Source organism: Streptomyces sp. SID12501, assembly GCF_010550245.1.
Lineage (GTDB): Bacteria > Actinomycetota > Actinomycetes > Streptomycetales > Streptomycetaceae > Streptomyces.
Genome location: NZ_JAAGLU010000005.1, coordinates 224616 through 240893, shown reverse-complemented (window position 1 = coordinate 240893; position 16278 = coordinate 224616). Strand labels below are relative to the sequence as shown.

Genomic DNA, 16278 nt, shown 5'->3' with positions numbered 1-16278 from the left:
CCCTCTGGGGGAGTTTGAGGGCAGCGCCTTCAGCGCGGCGGGGGCGAAAGGCATCCCGGAATAAGCGGAGCCTCCCTCCTGTTGCTCCGCCGAGGACAGCGCACCGCACCAGAACAACAGCAGCAGGAGGCACCCACCGTGACCGCAGAGGCGACGGCAGACGCGACGGCAGACGAGATCCGAGGCACGACGCAGGGCACCGCCCCCGTACCTCTCTCCGTCCTCGACCTGGTCACCGTAGGCTCCGGCCACACCGCCACCGACGCCCTGCGAACCAGCGTCGCCCTCTCCCGCCTCACCGAATCCCGCGGCTTCCACCGCTACTGGGTCGCCGAACACCACTCCATGCCCGGCGTGGCCTCCTCCTCACCCGCCGTGATCCTCGCCCACCTCGCCGCCCACACCCACCGCATCCGCCTGGGCTCCGGCGGAGTCATGCTCCCCAACCACGCCCCCCTGGTCATCGCGGAACAGTTCGGCACCCTCGAAGCCATGGCGCCGGGCCGCATCGACCTGGGCCTCGGCCGGGCGCCGGGCACGGACGGCGCCACTGCGGCGGCCCTCCGCCGCACGGAGCGGCTCAACGAAGGCGCCGACGACTTTCCCCAGCAACTGGCGGAGCTGACCCGCTTCCTGGACGACGACTTCCCGAGCGGTCACCCGTACCACCGCATCCACGCCATCCCCGGCCCGATCCAGTCGACGTCCCCGGGCGGAGTCCAGTCCGCCCACCGCCCGCCCGTCTGGCTGCTCGGCTCCTCCGGCTTCAGCGCACGCCTGGCCGGTGTCCTGGGCCTCCCCTTCGCCTTCGCGCACCACTTCTCCGCGCAGAACACCGTCCCGGCCCTGGACCTCTACCGCGAGTCCTTCCAGCCCTCGGACGTCCTCGACGCCCCCTACGCCCTCATCGGCGTCTCCGCCCTCGCCACCGACGACGAGAACGAGGCCCGCCGCCAGGTCCTGGCGATGGGCCTCAACATGGCCCGTCTGCGCTCCGGCCGCCCCGGCCTGTTCCCGGCCCCGGAGGAGGCGGAGGCGTACGAATTCAGCCCGATGGAAAGGGAGTTCATCAGCTCCTGGATGACGAACATCATCCACGGCACGGCGGACGAGGTCCGCACGGGCCTGGACGACCTGCAAAAGCGCACGGGAGCCGACGAGTTGATGCTCGTCTCCCACGCCCATCGAGGCGACCTGCGCCTACGCTCGTACGAACTCATCGCGGACGCCTACGGATTGCCCACGAACCCGAACACGACAACGGTCTGACGAGGCAGCAGACAACTGACAACAGGCAGCAGGCATCAACGGATCACCCCTGCCGACACGCACTCCCTCCCATCAGCAAAGAAATCCGATCCGCCCCCACCGGCCGCGAGTAAAGCCATCCCTGCCCCGTGTCGCACCCGATACGGCGCAGGCGTTCGGCCTGGGCCGCCGTCTCCACGCACTCGGCGGTGACCGTCAGCCCCAGCCGGTGCGCGAGTTGGATCATCGCCTCGACGACGATCTCGTCGGCCGGGTTCGGTGCGACGCCCTCGCCCTCGTACTGGAACCCCCGGACGAAAGAACCGTCCAGTTTCAGCACTGACACCGGCAGCCGACTGAGGTAGGCAAGGTTCGAGTACCCCGTGCCGAAGTCGTCGATGGCGATGCCCACACCCATGTCGCTGAGTGCCTGGAGGGCCTGGAGGGGCCGGCCGGCGGAGCCCATGACCGCCGACTCCGTCAGCTCCAGCTGCAACAGCTCCGCCGGCAGGCCGGTCTCCGCGAGGATCTCCGCCACGTCCGCCACCAGGTCCGAGTCCCAGACCTGACGTACGGCGACGTTCACGCTCACGAAGATCGGCGGCTCGTCCGGCCGTTCGAGCTGCCAGCGGCGGGCCTGGCGGCAGGCGGTGGCGAGTACCCAGCGCCCCAGCTGCACGATCGAGCCGTCCTCCTCGGCCAGTCCGATGAACCGGTTCGGCGTCAACGTGCCGAACTGGGGGTGGTGCCAGCGCACCAACGCCTCGACGCCGTGCACCCGGCCGTCCGCCATGCCGACCAACGGCTGGTATTCCAGGGCGAATTCACCCCGCTCGATGGCCGGCCGGAGGGTGGAGGACAGGGCCTGGCGGGTCATGCGGTGGGCGTTGCGCTCGGGATCGAAGAGCGTCCACCGGGACTTCCCGTCGGCCTTCGCCCAGTACAGCGTCGTGTCCGCGGCCTGCATCAGACCCGTGGGAGTAGTGCCCGCCGCATGCCGTTCGACGACGCCGATGGACGCGGAGACGGACATCCGCTGACCGGCGAGGTCGAACGGGAGCTGGAGAGCCTTCAGCACCGACTCGGCCAGGTCGGCCAGTTGGTCGGTGCCTGTCGAGTCCTCGATGAGCAGCGCGAACTCGTCGCCGCCCAGTCTCGCCACCAGCGGGGCGACGGCGCCAGGGTTCCGCCTGGCCAGGCCCGCCTCCTCCGCACACCGCGTGAGGCGTTCGGCCACGGCGGCGAGCAGCCGGTCACCGACGCGGTGGCCGAGGGTGTCGTTGATGGCCTTGAAACCGTCGAGGTCCAGGTAGCACAGGCCGATCCGGCCCGTCCCGCTCTGCTCGTACGACTCCGCCTCCAGCGCCGCCGAGAGCCGCTCGAAGAACAGCGTGCGGTTGGGCAGCCGGGTCACCGGATCGTGCATCTGCAAGTGCCGCAGCCGCGCCTGGAGTTCACGGCGCGCACTGATGTCGGTCACGGACAGCAGAACGCCCCGGCCCCCGTACCCCTGAACTCCCTCCGAATCCCGAGACCCTTCCGAACCCTCCGCCACCTCCACCGCCGTCTCCGTCGGCAGCGGTGTGAACGTGACCTGGGCCCACAGTGAGTGCCCGTCCGGGTGCTTGAGACGGCGTGTGCAGCGCAGCCGTGCCTGCCGGCCGCGCAGCACCTCGCGGTACGCGTGCCACGCACGGGTGTCGGAGGCCAGGTCCACCAGGTCGGCGGCCACCTTCCCGACCAGCACTTCCGGGTCGATGCCCAGTAGCGCGCCCAGGGACTCGTTGGCCGTGACGACCAGGCCCTCGCGGTCCACCACGGCCATCGCCAGCGGCGCCGCCGCGAACGCGCCGCGCAGCAGAGCCGTACCGGCAGCCACATGGGAAGTCGTCATGGACGTCATGGACGACATGGGTGACATGGGTGACGTGGACGGCAAAGTCGACGTAGAAGACGTAGACGACGTGTCGGAGTTACTCTCTGTGACGGCCGGCCGGATGAGATCTACCGAGGGCGCCGGCCCTTCGGACGTTCCGCTCACCGCTCGCTCCCGCAGTGCACTCGGTCTTGATGTGGATCCCGTCGGGCGGCCGACCGGGCGGCAAACCGCCGCCCTGGCCTTGTCCGTGCAGGAAAGTGTCAGGGAAGTGCCAGGAAAGTGTGCCGATCATAGAGGCTGGTCCCAGGCCCTTCCAGCCACTGTCCAGTGTCCATGAACGACCGGCGGTTTTGACAGATCGTTTCTGCCCGCGCCTGGACGGGTTCCTCCGCCCTCGATCGGTTGTGACGTTCCGTGAGTGTTTCGGGGTGTCGCTCCACGAAGGGTGAGCCCTCGCATGCTTGGCCGTTTGTCTGACGGCCCTCGATCGTCCCTGGTCACCCGCCTGATCACCCCTCAATCACCCTTCTGGTGCAGACAAACAGGGCATACAAACGCAAGATCACACAGGCTGGGTTGCGGTGTCCCCAACCGCATCCGGAGGTCTGCGTGCCGCGTCAGCTCCCCCTCAAGGGGCTCACCCGTGATGCCCTGGCGGGATTCAAGGGGCTCGCGTGCGCCGGAGCGCGCCCCCATCTGCGCAGCACGGCCGCCGTTCTCACCACCATGACGGCCCTGGCCGCCACCTCCCTCATCGCGGGCCCCTCGGTCGCCGAACCCTTCTCGGCGCAGTCCTGCGCCCTCCAGCGCACCGACGCCCACCACTCGGAGGGCCTGGACACCTGGAACGCCGCCTATCCGCGCCCGGCCCGCACCCTCGACGCCGTGATGGTGTTCCTGTCCTTCCCGGACGCGCTCCCTCGGACCACCCCCGCCGAGCTGGCCGCCGACCACTTCCCCGCCACCAGCGACTTCTTCGCCCGCGCCTCGTACGGCAGGTTCACACTGCGCCCGCACCCGCTCCAGAACTGGATCCGGATGCCGAGGCCGTCCACCTCGTACGCCATACAGCGGGACTGGAGCGCCGCCCACCGGGCCGCCTATCTGCGTGACGCGCTCGCCGCCGCCGACCGGGACGTCGACTTCTCGCGCTACGACATCGTGTACTTCGTGGCCGACCCGGACGCGCCGGGCGTCGACTCCGACGCGACGAAGGTCGTCAACCTGGACGTCCCGCTGCGGGCCGACGGTGCGGACATCCGCCGGGTCGTCACCGTCTTCGAGAAGCACCCGCCCGACCGGCTCGTCCTCGCCCACGAGACGGGCCATGTCTTCGACCTGCCCGACCTCTACCACCGGCCCGTGGATGGAAAGGGCGACTGGGACACGTACGTCGGCGACTGGGACCTGATGGGCAGCCAGTTCGGGTTGGCACCGGACCTTTTCGCCTGGCACAAGTGGAAACTCGGGTGGCTGGAACCGCGCCAAGTGGTGTGCGTCCGCAGGGGAACTTCGGCCCGGCTGACCCTGGAATCGCTGGGGGCGCATCCGGCTACGACCGCATACGCCCGTGCGGATGTGGCCGATAGCGGTAGCGGCGGGGGTACGGGGGCGGGGGCGCCGGTCTTCGGGCAGGGGGACGGGGTGAAGCTGGCCGTCGTGCGGACCGGGGCCGACCGGGCGCTCGCCTTCGAGGCGCGGGGGACGACGGGCAACGACACGGCGACCTGTACACAGGGTGTGCTCGTCTACCGGGTGCATGGCGGGGCCGAGTCGGGCGGCGGCCCGGTCGAGGTGGTCGACGCCCATCCGCGTACCGAGGCCTGCTGGGAGGATTCCGTCTATCCGCCCCTCGCGGACGCGCCCGTCGCCCTCGGCGAGAGCTTCACGGTGCCCGGCGAGAACGTCCGCGTCGAGGTGGAGGGCCGTACGCCCTCGGGGGCGTGGACGGTGCAGATCACGAGTGCGGGCTGAGAGGTCCTGCTGAGGAGTTTGGTCAAGAGTTTGACCAAGGAGCTTGGCCAGGGAGTTCGGTCAAGGGGTCCGGAAACGACGTTGGCGAGGCTGTTGGTGAACAGCCTCGCCAATCGACAACGTGCGCCGCCAGGGACTCGAACCCCGGACCCGCTGATTAAGAGTCAGCTGCTCTAACCAACTGAGCTAGCGGCGCCTGCTGACGTCGTAGACATTAGCATCCTGATCGGTGGGAGGAAAAATCGATATCCGCACCCCGCCGGAGACCGCGGAACGGGCCGCTCGTACGGCCGCCCAGAGCAGGATTTCCGGGCCCGGGAGCCAGGGATGGGTGGTGTCGGGGGCGACGACCCAACGGGATTCCGGCCGGGGATCGCCCTTCACCTCCCCGTGCTCGACGTCGTCGCTCACCAGCGCGGGGACCGTCACGGCGTCGCCGCGGCCGTGGCAGAGGAGCGGAGGAATCGAGTGCCTGCGCCGGGCGCCACTGCCGCCGTCCTCGGCTCCCTCGCCGGCACCGGCCGAGCCCCACTCCTCCCACCTCAGCAGTGACGGCAGTCGTTGGGCCGTACCCAGCGCCGCGAACAGGAGGATCCGGCCCCGGTAGGCCGCGACCGGGCCGGAGCCCGGCCCGTCGTCCCAGAGGCGGTCGAGCATCCTGCGGCCGAAGACGGCCGGCACGTTGACGACATCGAACGCGGTGCCGCAGGGCAGGACGAGCGGTGCGGTGGGCCGCTCGGCCCAGAGCGAGAGCGTGCTGCGCGGATACGTTCCTGCGGAGGCGAGCCAGACGGCGCCCTCCGAGGTGACTCCCGAGACGTCAGAGTGTGTGCTGCTCATGGCATCTAGATGTACCGGCAGTGACCACGTGATCTCCGAGGGTTGCCGGAAACCGGGACGGGAGGGGGCGAGGTGGGGTACCTTGCCCCTCTGAATATGCCGCACGGACTTTCGAGACCGGATCGGGCCGGCTGGGACAACACAGGTTCAGACAGGTTCAGACAGGTTCAGGCCGGATCAGACCGGGTCGACATGTCCCTGACCGTGGCCGCCGCTCCCGCTGCCGCCTCCGCCGCTGGCGTTCTCCCCGCCGTCGCGCAGCAGCTCACGGCCGTACTCGACCATCTTCGTCGCGTAGTCCTCGGTCCACTGCGCCTGGTTCGCGATGTCGGCCGTGGTCAGCCGGTCGAAGCGGCGCGGGTCGGCGAGCTGGGCCGCCGCCATCGCCTGGAACTCGACCGCGCGGTCGGTCGCGGCGCGGAATGCGAGGGTCAGCTCCGTGGCGCGGGTCAGCAGCGCGCGGGGGTCGTCGATCGACTCCAGGTCGAAGAAGTGCTCGGGGTCGTCGGCCACCTGCGTGGGCTCGAAGAGCAGGGGCGCGGGGCGTAGCCGCGGTTCGTTGCGACGCGGCGTTGGCTCCGCCATGTCTTCTCCTCCTCGTACGGTCCGCACCGTTCGTACGTACCCTCCATGCGCCACGGCATGTACGGCACACGGTCGAAAGGCCCCGGCGTCGAGCCGGGCCACCGTCCATTGTCCCCTGCCCGCGCAAGTGGGCCCCGGGTTCGCCCAATGAGGCATCTGAACTGCCCCTACGGCCACCGGGCGACCCGGTACTCGGCCCGCTGCGACAGCACCGCGTGGGTGGCCTGCCAGCCGTCCGGGCTGTATTCATCATTCAGCGGCCGCCTCCGGCGGTCGGTTGCCGGGGTGCGGGTCACGGGCGCCAGGGCACCCGGTGCTCCGCGAGATGCGACAGCACCGCATGGTTGGCCTCCCAGCCGTCCGGGAACTTCACCGTCACGCCCAGCTGGACCGGCTCTGTCGACGGATGGTCGTCCAGGAGTTCCGTCACGCCCGCTCGGCACACCACCACGCACGCGTGCCGGTGTCTGGAGGCGAGGACGCAGAGGCGGCCCGTCTCCAGGTGGAAGGCGCTGGCGTCGGGGCGGCCGGAGAGGGGGTGCAGGACCACTGTCACGTCGAACTCCCGCCCCTGGAGGCGGTTCGCCGTGTCCACGGTGACGTCCGTGACCCCCAGCTCGGCGAGCGCCGCCCGGACGGCCGCCGCCTGGTCCCGGTGCGCGGTGCCGACAGCGATCCGGTCGGCCGTGAGCGGCGTCGGGTCGGGGCCGCGTTCCGACGTGGCCGCGCCGCCCCGGTCCAGCATGCGGCGTACGACGACGGCGACCGCGCGTACCGCCTCCGGGTCCGTACGAGGGGTGCGCCGGGCGGGGAGTTCCAGCAGGCCCCAGCCCGATTCGGCGGCCTCGTCGAGCACCCGGTCCGGGGCCGAGCCGTCCGACGGGACGGCGAAGGCGAGCCGCCGGTCGCCGTGGCCGGTGCCGCTGCGGAACGGGGTGTACGGGTAGAAGGCGGCCGAGACGAGCGGCGCGGCCGAGGCCGGGAGCCGCCAGGACACCGGCAGACGGTGCTGGGGCAGCTCGGGGTTGTGGGCCAGAAGGGTCGTGACCGCCGAGGCCGACGGGTCGTACGACAGGCCCGCCCACTGTTCCGCGCCGACGATCGAGAAGGGGTCCAGCTGACCCGGGTCGCCCACGAACAGGGCTCGCTCGAACAGTCCGGCGACGGCGAGCAGCGCGTCCGAGCGCATCTGGTACGCCTCGTCCACGATCGCGTGCCGCCACGGCTCGTCGACCTTGACGTGGGCCCACTTGGCGGCCGTGGAGATCACCACGTCCAGGCCCGCGAGCTCGGCCGCCTTCGCGGACTTCCGTACGTTCGACAGACCGTCCAGCGCCTTGTCGTACGGGTCGGAGTCACTGCTGTGCAGGCGGCCCACCGGCAGCTCGGGGTTCTTCTCGGCGAGGCGGACGACGAGGTCGTCGACCTGGGCGTTCGTCTGCGCGATGACCATCAACGGGCGCCCGGCCTCGGCCAGTTCGAGCGCGGCCCGGACCACGAGCGTGGACTTCCCGGCCCCGGGCGGCGAGTCGACGACGACTCCGCGGTGGGTGCCGTGCAGCGTGTCCCGGAGGATCGCGTCGGTGGCCCGCCCGGCGGCGGCACCGGGATCGAAGGCGGCCTGCGGGGTGTGAGCGGCGTTCACAGGGGGCCTTCCTCGGGGGTGGGGCGGCGGCGGTCGCCGGGGGCCGAAGTGCTCCTACGCACGCGGGCGGTCGTCCGGACGTCGGCCTCGGTGCGGCGGCGGTGTTGTCGGGCGGCGGCGATCGAAATTCCCCTCCGCGAACCGGCGTTCAAAGCACGTCCTCCTCGGTCACCAGGTCGGGCTCGGGGGCCGCGGTCGTGGCCCCCTCGCCCGGAGGCCCGCCGTGGGTCCACGGGGTCTGGTCCGCGTCGGGGAGCTTCGCGCCGCCCCGCTGTTCGTGTTCGAAGAGCGTGAAGCAGACCAGGTCCCCCTTCTCGGGCACCGATCCGGCCTCGGGCTCCTTGCCGCGGCCCATCTTGTCGACCACCCGCAGGACGATCACCGAACCCTCGGATCCCGAACCTTCGGATCCCGAGCCTGCGGCTCCCGGCCCCTCGGCTCCCGGACCGTCCTCACGGCCCACGAACTCCGCCGCCTGCGGCTTGCCGCCCAGTGAGCGGTACACCTTCACCCGCTCGCCGAGCTGCGGGCGGTCGTCCGTGCGGACGGTGACCAGTGGGCGCGGGCTCGGGCGCTTGCCCTCGCTGTACGTCATGACGACGTCCGTGACCTCGCCCGCGAACGCCTCTCCGGACAGCCGCCGCCCCGCCATCACCAGCGGGTCGTCCAAGGCCTCCTGGGCCTCCAGACGGGCCTGTTCGCGCTCGCGCGTGGCCAGTTTGTTCGCCGCCGTCACCGCGTCGTCGCGGCGCGGCTGCGGGGGCTCGCCCGCGGTGACCCGGTCGCGGTGGCCGGTGAACGACCAGCGGTCGCGTGTCCACCGGTCGCCCGCGTGGGCGCCTTCCGGCAGCGTCCGCAGCAGGTCGAGGCCGCGCCACACCGCGTCCCAGGTGGGCCGCGTACGGCTCTCGACGAGGGCGCGGATCTCCCGCTCGGCGGCGGTGAGTTCACCGAGCCGGTCGTCCGCCGACTCGCCGTCCTCGGCGGCGGCGAGTGCCGTCCGCGCGCGGTTGTAGTTCTCGATCGCGGGGGCGAGCAGCTTGTTGTCGAACGCGGGGTCGGTCGCCGGACCGGCCGGCGGCCACAGCAACTGCCCCTTCGCGTCCCGTGCCAACTCGGCCCGCAGCGCCGCCTCGGCGCCCGACACGCCGTCCGGCGGGTCGATCCAGGCGAGCAGCGCACCCAGGTGCTGGTCCTCCAGCGTGGACTGACCGGTGGCCCAGTGCCGGGACAGCACGTCCGTCAGCGCCAGGAGGAGAGCGGAGCCGGGGACCCGGGCCCGCTCCCCGTAGTGCGTGAACCAGCGGCCGAGCAACGGCACCCGGGGCGGCGCGGGATGCGGCGTCTCCGGGTCCTGTTCCGCCGTACGCCTGAAGCGCATCGAGCGCCCCAGCAGCCGTACGAAGTCGATGCCGGCGCGACTCGGGACGATCAACTGGGGTGCGTCCGCGCACAGTTCGACCTCGACCTTGACGCGCTTGCCGGTCTCCGGGTCGATCTCGGTGCGCTCCGCGGCCTCCACGGCGTCGGAGTGGGAGTCGATGAACGGCAGGACGACGTCGGCCAGTTCGGCGAGGAAGGCGAACCTGAGGTCGCGGTCGCGCGGCTGCGGCACGACGAGCAGACGCGGTGCGTCCCGGTCGTCGCCCACCAGCGCGCCCAGCGGAGCCCCGGCCTCACCGGCGGTGATCAGCGGTACGAGGACGAGCGGCCGCTCGGACAGATGGCGGTGCCGGACGGTGGCGGCGGGCTGGGCGCGGCCGGTGCTGACGGCTTCCAGACGGGCGAGCGTGGCGATCAACGACATGCGACGCCTCCCGATTCCAGCTCCGGGTCCAAGCCCGGGTCCGGGTCCAGGTCCAACTCTGGCTCCGGAGCGGTGAGTTCGGCGCCGCGCAGCGCCTCCGCGCGCAGGGCCGCCGCTCTCCGTAGCGCGGCCACCGTCGGGTCCTGGGGGTCACCGGAGCGGCCGTGGGCCGCAGACAACACGTCGTCGACCGTGGTCAGGGCGCCCAGTTCGGCCCGTACGGAACGGCCCAGAGACGTCACCGCGCCCCGCGCACGGGAACCGTCGCGGCAGTGGAAGGCCAGCTCGCACGCGGACAGGCACTCCGGCGCGTACTCCGCGGGGACCGACTCGACCGCCGCGGTCAGCTCGGCGGTGGGCAGGTCCGGGGCGAAGCAGGTGCCCTCGGGGAGGGCGTCGGCGATGTCCTCGATACGGGTCAGCCGGGACAACTGGCGGCCGGTCACCGCGCGCTGTTTGCGGACGTCGACCGCGGACGCCGCCGCGAGGTTGGAGAAGTCCTTCGGGCAGACCAGCAGCACCCGGTGGCGCACGACCGGCGCCGGATCGCCGTCCTGGACGAGCCGGGCGGCGACCTCCTCCAGCGCCAGCACGTACACCGCGGCCTGGCGGGCCGCCGCGCCCACCTTCGCGGGGTCCGCCGAACCGTCCAGCATCGGGAAGGACTTGATCTCGACGACCGTCCAACTGCCGTCCGGGTGCACGACCACCGCGTCCGGTTCCAGGAAGGCAGGCGAGCCCGCGACGTCGAGGACGAGCATGGGGTGGTCGAGGAGTGTCCACCTGCCGCCACCTGTACCTGTACCTGTACCTGTACCTGTACCTGTGCCGGTGGCGGCCCGCGCCGCCGCTGTGGCTTCGCGCAGGGCCAGTGCCGTCCGCGCGGTGCGGCCCTGCGGTCCGCTCGCCGTGAGGTCGGGGACCTCGGCCTTCGCCGGCGGTTCGGCACCCGGGTCCAGCTTCTCGTGCACCAGCCGGAGCAGCTCCGCGCCGCCGTCGGCCTTGACCCGGGCCTCGAAGGTGTTGCCGCGCGCCAGGGCGAACTGGGACTGTCCGAAGGCGGACGGTGAGCCCAGCGCGCTCGCCAGCGTCGCCTTGTTCACCCCCGCGCCGTCCAGGATCGCGCGCCGTCTGCACCCGGGGTTGGCGGCGAGGGCCGCGAGGGCACGCGCGTCCAGTGCCTTCGGCGGGACCGCGGGACCGCGCAGCTCAGCGAGCCGCTGCCGCAGCGCCGTCCCCCGCGTCCGCGGAAGCGGTACTCGGCTCGGCCCCTGGCCCGGGACCTGGCCCGAAGACGGACTCGCGCTGCCTTGGAATTCGCTCACGCGGGGAAGTCTGGCATTCACCACTGACAATTGGGGCCTCTGCGCCGTGAGAGCGCGTTGCGACGGGCGCGACAGGCGTGACGCGGGCCGTGATCCACACCCTTGCCCGGTCCGCGTTCCGTACGACGAGCGGCGCCAGCAGCAGCCCGAGGCCCATCACGGCGGCGCCCGCGGCGGCGTCGAGGAAGTAGTGGTTGGCGGTGCCCATGACCACGATGGTGGTGATCAGCGGGTAGGCGACGCCCAAGATTTTGGTGGTGCGCGTACCGCCGTACCGCCACAGCATCACTCCGCACCACAGGGCCCAGCCGACGTGCAGGCTGGGCATCGCCGCGTACTGGTTCGTCATGCCGCCGAGCCCCCGCGGGGCGCTGGCCTGGCCGCCCCACCAGCCGTACGAGCTGTACTGGGCCATCGTGTCCACGAAGCCGTGGCCGGCGTCGAGCAGGCGGGGCGGGCAGGTGGGCAGCAGGGTGAAACCGATGAGGCCGATGAAGGTCGAGGTCATCAGCCAGGCGCGGGCCGCCCGGTAGCGGACGGCATGGGAGCGGAAGAGCCAGATCAGGACGGCGGGGGTGACGAGGTAGTGCAGCGACGCGTACCAGAAGTCGGCCGGTACGCCGATCCAGGATTCGCGGGTGAACAGGCGGTTGAGCGGGTGCTCGGCGTTCAGCCGCAGGGCCTTCTCGAACCGGAGGATCGCCAGGCCGTGGTCGACGGCGGTCGACTCGTCGCCCCGTACCAGCAGGCGTCCGGCCGAATAGCACGCGTAGACCAGCAGGAGCAGTGGGAGCTCGGTCCACCAGCGGAGGCGGGTGGGCGCGGCAGCCCCGGTCCGTGCACTATCGGTCCGCGGCATCCGATCGTCTCTCCCACTCTGTGTTCCCGTTGAGCTGCGCCTCCGGTCGTCGGTGGCCTGCGGTTCGTCCGATTTTACGGCGTACGTGAACGCCGTACACGGCGCCCTGTCCCACAAGACGCAAAGATCGACCCCCCGGTTGCCCCCGGACAGCGTGCGCGATGATGGAGGGGTTCCGCCTTGCCTTTCCACCATTCGGTACCCCTGATTCGCTTGGTCGTTCCCTTTCGTTCGTCTCTCACCTGATTTGCCACACTTACCGTTTCCCCCCGGAAGGGGTCCTCATGGCATCGCGCATCCTGCTGGCCCGGCACGGACAGACGGAGTGGTCACTGTCAGGCAAGCACACCGGCAGGACCGACGTCCCCCTCCTCGAGGAGGGGCGGCGTGGCGCCGAGCTGCTGGGCGAACGGCTGAACCGGGCGCCCTTCGACGGGCTCTCCGGGGTCGAGGTGCGCACGAGCCCGCTGGCACGCGCGCGTGAGACCTGCGAGATCGCCGGGTTCGGTGAGCGCGCGGCCGTGTGGGACACGCTCATGGAGTGGGACTACGGGACGTACGAGGGCATGACCCCGGCGCAGATCCAGGCCGTCCGGCCGGGGTGGCTGATCTGGCGGGACGGGGTCCCCGGGGGCGAGAGCCTGGAGGCGGTCACCGCGCGCGCGGACGAGGTGGTCGCGTGGGCGCGGTCGGCCGACCGTGACGTGCTGGTGTTCGGGCACGGGCACATACTGCGGTCGATCGGGGCGCGCTGGCTGGGGCTGCCGATCGAGTTCGCGGCACGGATCAGACTGAACCCGACATCACTGTCGGTCCTGGGATGGGCCTACGGCGAACCGGCGATCGAGAGCTGGAACGACCTGGGGCACCTGGTCGGATAGCGAATCGCGGTGCCTGTGGACTCCGGGCGACTGGGGCGCCCCTTCAGGGGCGCGGGGAACTGCGCGACCAGCCCCCACCGGGCCCGCAGTCGGGAGCGAAGGCTCAGGCCGTTCGGGGCAAGCTCGCGTGCCGCTCCAAAAACGCCGATACCCCTGACGCCCGCCGGTGAGGCAGAAGCACCCGAGCCGTAGCCGCCAGCATCGTCTGGATGCGGGAGGACTGGACCTCGTCCAGCAGGTCCAGAACCCGCATGCCGGCCTCCGCCGCCTCGTCCGGGTGGCCGCCGCGGGCCAGGTCGTCGGTGAGTTCGGCCGTGTAGAGGGCGATGTTCCGGGTGAAGTGCGGGTTCTGCAGGTGGGCCGCGCGGCGGGCGTGCCGGGCCGCGCGGGGCCAGTCGCCCAGCGTCGACCAGCACTGCGCCTCCAGGCCCTCCAGTTCGGCCTCGCCGTAGAAGCTCATCCACTCGGGGTCGGCTTCCGAGGGGCCGCGTTCGTACAGCGACTGGGCCCGTGCCAGCGCCTGTTCGCAGCCGGCGCGGTCGGCGAGGCCCGCCCAGCCGCCCGCCTCGCGCAGCGCGAGCAGCGACATCAGGCGGGGCGAGCCCAGGGGCCGTGCCACGCGCTGCGCGGCCTGTGCCGCTCTGACCGCCTCGCGCGGGCGTCCCGTGTCGCGCGCGAGGAACGCGGTGTTGCAGAAGGCGTGCGCCTCCAGGGCCGCGTCCCCGGCCACCCGGGCGGTCGCCAGTGCCTCCGCGTAGTGCGAGCGCGCGTCGTCGAAGCGGCCCGAGTCGTGTGCCAGCCAGCCGACGGAGATGGCGAGTTCACCGGCACCCGCGTGCAGCCGGTCCGCGGTGGTCTGCCGTACCGCACCCGCGTCGAGCAGTTCGTAGGCGGCCCGAAGTGGTGCCGCCGCGCGCCGGTAGAGGCCGTCGGCGCCGTGCCGGTCGTCGAGCAGTCTGATACGGCGGACGGCCTCTTCAAGGGCCCCTGCCTCACCGGTTCCGACGCGGCGCGCGGGACGGCCCGCGGCCGAGGCCTCGTACGTGAACCCGAAGGGGCTCAGGGAGGCGGCTGCCGCGGTGGCACCGCCCGTCATGAATGCGCGACGCAGCACGTCGCTCTCCTCGTAGTTGTCGTGCGTTTCGTACAGGTAATGCGCGTCCTGCATCTCATACGTCTCGTACGCCCCCGGCGTCTCACCGGTGCCGTACGTGGGGCTCGCGGGGTGCGCGGAGGGCGTGTCCTCCGTGTCGCGCGCCCCGCGTCCGCGTACCGACGAGCGGGGCGCGAACCCCAGGTCGGCCAGCGTCCGGCCAGGGAACATGTGCAGGAACACCCGTTCGTAGGCGTAGTTGGGACAGCGGATCTCACCCGCCTCGACGCGACCGACGTAACGCGCGTCACAGCTGACCCGCTCTCCGATCTCGCGGGCGGCCCGCCGTACCGCCCCGGCGAACTCGCCCGGAGAGCGCTGTCCGCGCACCTTCCGAAAGGCGAGGTTCGGCCGTGGCGGCCGGGGGGACTCCGACGAGGCCACTGTTGACGACGTCATGGCCGGGCCCTCTCTGCGAACCGTCGAACCGTGCCGGATTCCTGACGAGTTGGAACAGTTATCCATCGGACGTCCTGTTTCCGGCGGGCAAGAACGTACCCGCTGCGCACGACCCGCCATGCGGGGTTTGGCTACAAACCGGATATCTCATCCACGATCCGCCATGAACTGCCATCCTTTGCAGCGGTCTTGCGCCGTAGCCGTTGACGCTCTGGCGCGTTGAACCCGGTGGACCGGGAGTAACCCGAACTCCCGACCCGTTCGTTACAGGAGGGGTTCCGTGGTGGAGGCCGGGATGGAGATCAGTCAGAGCGCCGATCCTTGTACGCAGTTCGGAGCGCACACATCACCCGCGTTGCCCGCATCGGTCGCGTCAAACACAGCGCACATCTGCGATCTGGTGACGGTTCCGGCGCGGCAGGGGCTGGAGGCGGTCGACATCCTGCGCCGGGGTGCCGGTGACGCGGTCGGCCCCGTACTGCACGACGACGGCTGCGACACCCTGGGCTTCCTGGTACCGCCGGGCACCGCCGCGGCCTGGGACGTTCCCGGCAGCACCTGCACGGAGACCAACGGGCGTGGTCTGAGCCTCGCGCTCCCCGATCCCGCACCCCCCGTCGAGGGCTCGGACTGGCTGCTCCCGCCCGGAGACGCGGACCTGGCCACCGACCCGGCGGTGCTCCGCGCGGCCCTCGGCGAGGCGGCCCGGCTCATCGAGGCCGCCGACAACCGTCGCTGACCTGGCACGACCGTTGTACGGCCACAGTTGTGCCGGGGCATTCGCCCACCCTGATAATGGGGCAATGGGAAAGTCCAGAAACGCGCGGCGCGGACAGCCGGCCGCCGAGGCCGTCGTCGAGACGGTCGACGGCGGGCTCGCCGAGCTGATCCCCGACCGGGACCGGGCGCGCGCCTGGACACTGCTCATCGACGGCGCCCCGCAGTCCCACGTCGACCTCGACGACCCGGCGTACCTCTCCTTCGAGTACCAGCGCCGCCTCGGTCATGTGATCGACCTCGTCGCCCCGCCCGGCAAGCCCGTACAGGTCGTGCACCTCGGCGGCGGCGCCCTCACCCTCGCGCGGTACGTCGCCGTGACCCGCCCCCGGTCCACCCAGCAGGCCGTCGAACGGGACGCGGCCCTCGTCCAACTGGTCCGTCGCGAGCTGCCGTTGGACCCGAACGCCCGTATCCGGGTGCGCTCCACCGACGCCCGCGAAGGGCTCGCGAAGATCCCCGACGGCTGGGCCGACCTCGTCATCGCGGACGTGTTCAGCGGGGCGCGCACCCCGGCCCATCTGACGTCGGTCGAGTTCCTGACGGACGTACGCAGGGTCGTGAACGACGCCGGCTGTTACGCCGCCAATCTCGCCGACGGGCCGCCCCTCGCCCATCTGCGCGGCCAGATCGCCACCGCGGGGGCCGTCTTCCCCGAGCTGGCCCTGATCGCCGACCCGACCGTGCTGCGGGGGAAACGGTTCGGCAACGCGGTGCTCGTCGGCTCCGCGCATCCGCTGCCCATCGCCGAGCTGACCCGCCGCGCCGCCTCCGACCCGCAGCCCGCCCGCCTCGAACACGGCCGCGCCCTCACGGACTTCACCGGCGGAGCCGTACCGGTCACGGACGCGGCGGCGGTCGCCTCACCGGCACCACCGCCGTCGGTGTTCCGCTGACCCGGGCGGC

13 protein-coding genes and 1 tRNA gene are annotated in these 16278 nt (G+C 71.6%); 5 read left to right on the top strand and 9 right to left on the bottom strand.

What is annotated here, in order from left to right; all coding sequences use genetic code 11:
- Nucleotides 1-138 precede the first annotated feature (138 nt).
- On the top strand, nucleotides 139-1269 hold the full coding sequence (locus G3I71_RS07680; RefSeq protein WP_164313151.1) for an LLM class flavin-dependent oxidoreductase: 1131 nt from the start codon (nucleotides 139-141) through the stop codon (nucleotides 1267-1269).
- Between the two features lie 43 nt (nucleotides 1270-1312).
- Here the strand turns inward: G3I71_RS07680 and G3I71_RS07675 are convergent, their stop codons facing one another.
- Nucleotides 1313-3289 (bottom strand): EAL domain-containing protein, encoded by a 1977-nt coding sequence (locus G3I71_RS07675; RefSeq protein ID WP_164313150.1) that lies wholly within the window; start codon nucleotides 3287-3289, stop codon nucleotides 1313-1315.
- 447 nt (nucleotides 3290-3736) lie between these two features.
- Between G3I71_RS07675 and G3I71_RS07670 the strand changes: the two genes are divergently transcribed.
- Complete coding sequence (locus tag G3I71_RS07670) at nucleotides 3737-5101, top strand: M6 family metalloprotease domain-containing protein (RefSeq protein ID WP_343242876.1); 1365 nt, start codon at nucleotides 3737-3739, stop codon at nucleotides 5099-5101.
- A gap of 122 nt (nucleotides 5102-5223) precedes the next feature.
- On the opposite strand, the gene G3I71_RS07665 is transcribed toward G3I71_RS07670, so the two are convergent.
- The 7 genes from G3I71_RS07665 to G3I71_RS07635 form a co-directional block, all read right to left on the bottom strand.
- Nucleotides 5224-5297 (bottom strand) — tRNA-Lys (locus G3I71_RS07665).
- On the bottom strand, nucleotides 5288-5941 hold the full coding sequence (locus G3I71_RS07660; RefSeq protein ID WP_164313149.1) for a hypothetical protein: 654 nt from the start codon (nucleotides 5939-5941) through the stop codon (nucleotides 5288-5290). Before G3I71_RS07660 ends, G3I71_RS07665 begins: the two co-directional genes overlap by 10 nt.
- Nucleotides 5942-6118: 177 nt before the next feature.
- Complete coding sequence (locus G3I71_RS07655) at nucleotides 6119-6526, bottom strand: hypothetical protein (protein WP_164313148.1); 408 nt, start codon at nucleotides 6524-6526, stop codon at nucleotides 6119-6121.
- Nucleotides 6527-6818: 292 nt separating this feature from the next.
- Nucleotides 6819-8171, bottom strand: coding sequence for an AAA family ATPase (locus G3I71_RS07650; RefSeq protein WP_164313147.1), 1353 nt, complete (start codon nucleotides 8169-8171; stop codon nucleotides 6819-6821).
- A gap of 148 nt (nucleotides 8172-8319) precedes the next feature.
- Complete coding sequence (locus tag G3I71_RS07645; protein ID WP_164313146.1) at nucleotides 8320-9978, bottom strand: hypothetical protein; 1659 nt, start codon at nucleotides 9976-9978, stop codon at nucleotides 8320-8322.
- Entirely contained in the window at nucleotides 9969-11207 is a 1239-nt protein-coding gene (locus G3I71_RS07640) for a hypothetical protein (protein ID WP_239149012.1), read from the bottom strand. The genes G3I71_RS07645 and G3I71_RS07640 overlap by 10 nt, the downstream gene beginning before the upstream one ends.
- A complete protein-coding gene (locus G3I71_RS07635; protein ID WP_164313145.1) occupies nucleotides 11188-12162 on the bottom strand; it encodes a phosphatase PAP2 family protein in 975 nt (324 codons plus the stop codon). The genes G3I71_RS07640 and G3I71_RS07635 overlap by 20 nt, the downstream gene beginning before the upstream one ends.
- 284 nt (nucleotides 12163-12446) lie before the next feature.
- Between G3I71_RS07635 and G3I71_RS07630 the strand changes: the two genes are divergently transcribed.
- Nucleotides 12447-13043 (top strand): histidine phosphatase family protein, encoded by a 597-nt coding sequence (locus G3I71_RS07630; protein WP_164313144.1) that lies wholly within the window; start codon nucleotides 12447-12449, stop codon nucleotides 13041-13043.
- Between the two features lie 103 nt (nucleotides 13044-13146).
- Here the strand turns inward: G3I71_RS07630 and G3I71_RS07625 are convergent, their stop codons facing one another.
- On the bottom strand, nucleotides 13147-14595 hold the full coding sequence (locus G3I71_RS07625; RefSeq protein ID WP_164313143.1) for a hypothetical protein: 1449 nt from the start codon (nucleotides 14593-14595) through the stop codon (nucleotides 13147-13149).
- A 280-nt stretch (nucleotides 14596-14875) separates the two neighbouring features.
- Here G3I71_RS07625 and G3I71_RS07620 point away from each other — a divergent pair, with 280 nt between their 5' ends.
- Both G3I71_RS07620 and G3I71_RS07615 read left to right on the top strand, forming a co-directional pair.
- The gene (locus G3I71_RS07620) at nucleotides 14876-15334 is read left to right on the top strand and encodes a hypothetical protein (protein ID WP_343242875.1); all 459 of its coding nucleotides are present in this window, start codon (nucleotides 14876-14878) and stop codon (nucleotides 15332-15334) included.
- Between the two features lie 64 nt (nucleotides 15335-15398).
- Nucleotides 15399-16268, top strand: coding sequence for a spermidine synthase (locus G3I71_RS07615; protein WP_164313142.1), 870 nt, complete (start codon nucleotides 15399-15401; stop codon nucleotides 16266-16268).
- The last annotated feature ends 10 nt before the right edge of the window (nucleotides 16269-16278 follow it).

Excerpts from the sequence above, each read along its gene's own strand:
- G3I71_RS07655 (WP_164313148.1), bottom strand. The coding sequence starts at position 6,526 with ATGGCGGAGCCAACGCCGCGTCGCAACGAACCGCGGCTACGCCCCGCG.
- G3I71_RS07615 (WP_164313142.1), top strand. The coding sequence starts at position 15,399 with ATGGGAAAGTCCAGAAACGCGCGGCGCGGACAGCCGGCCGCCGAGGCC.
- G3I71_RS07625 (WP_164313143.1), bottom strand. The coding sequence starts at position 14,595 with ATGACGTCGTCAACAGTGGCCTCGTCGGAGTCCCCCCGGCCGCCACGG.
- G3I71_RS07630 (WP_164313144.1), top strand. The coding sequence starts at position 12,447 with ATGGCATCGCGCATCCTGCTGGCCCGGCACGGACAGACGGAGTGGTCA.
- G3I71_RS07645 (WP_164313146.1), bottom strand. The coding sequence starts at position 9,978 with ATGTCGTTGATCGCCACGCTCGCCCGTCTGGAAGCCGTCAGCACCGGC.
- G3I71_RS07635 (WP_164313145.1), bottom strand. The coding sequence starts at position 12,162 with ATGCCGCGGACCGATAGTGCACGGACCGGGGCTGCCGCGCCCACCCGC.
- G3I71_RS07660 (WP_164313149.1), bottom strand. The coding sequence starts at position 5,941 with ATGAGCAGCACACACTCTGACGTCTCGGGAGTCACCTCGGAGGGCGCC.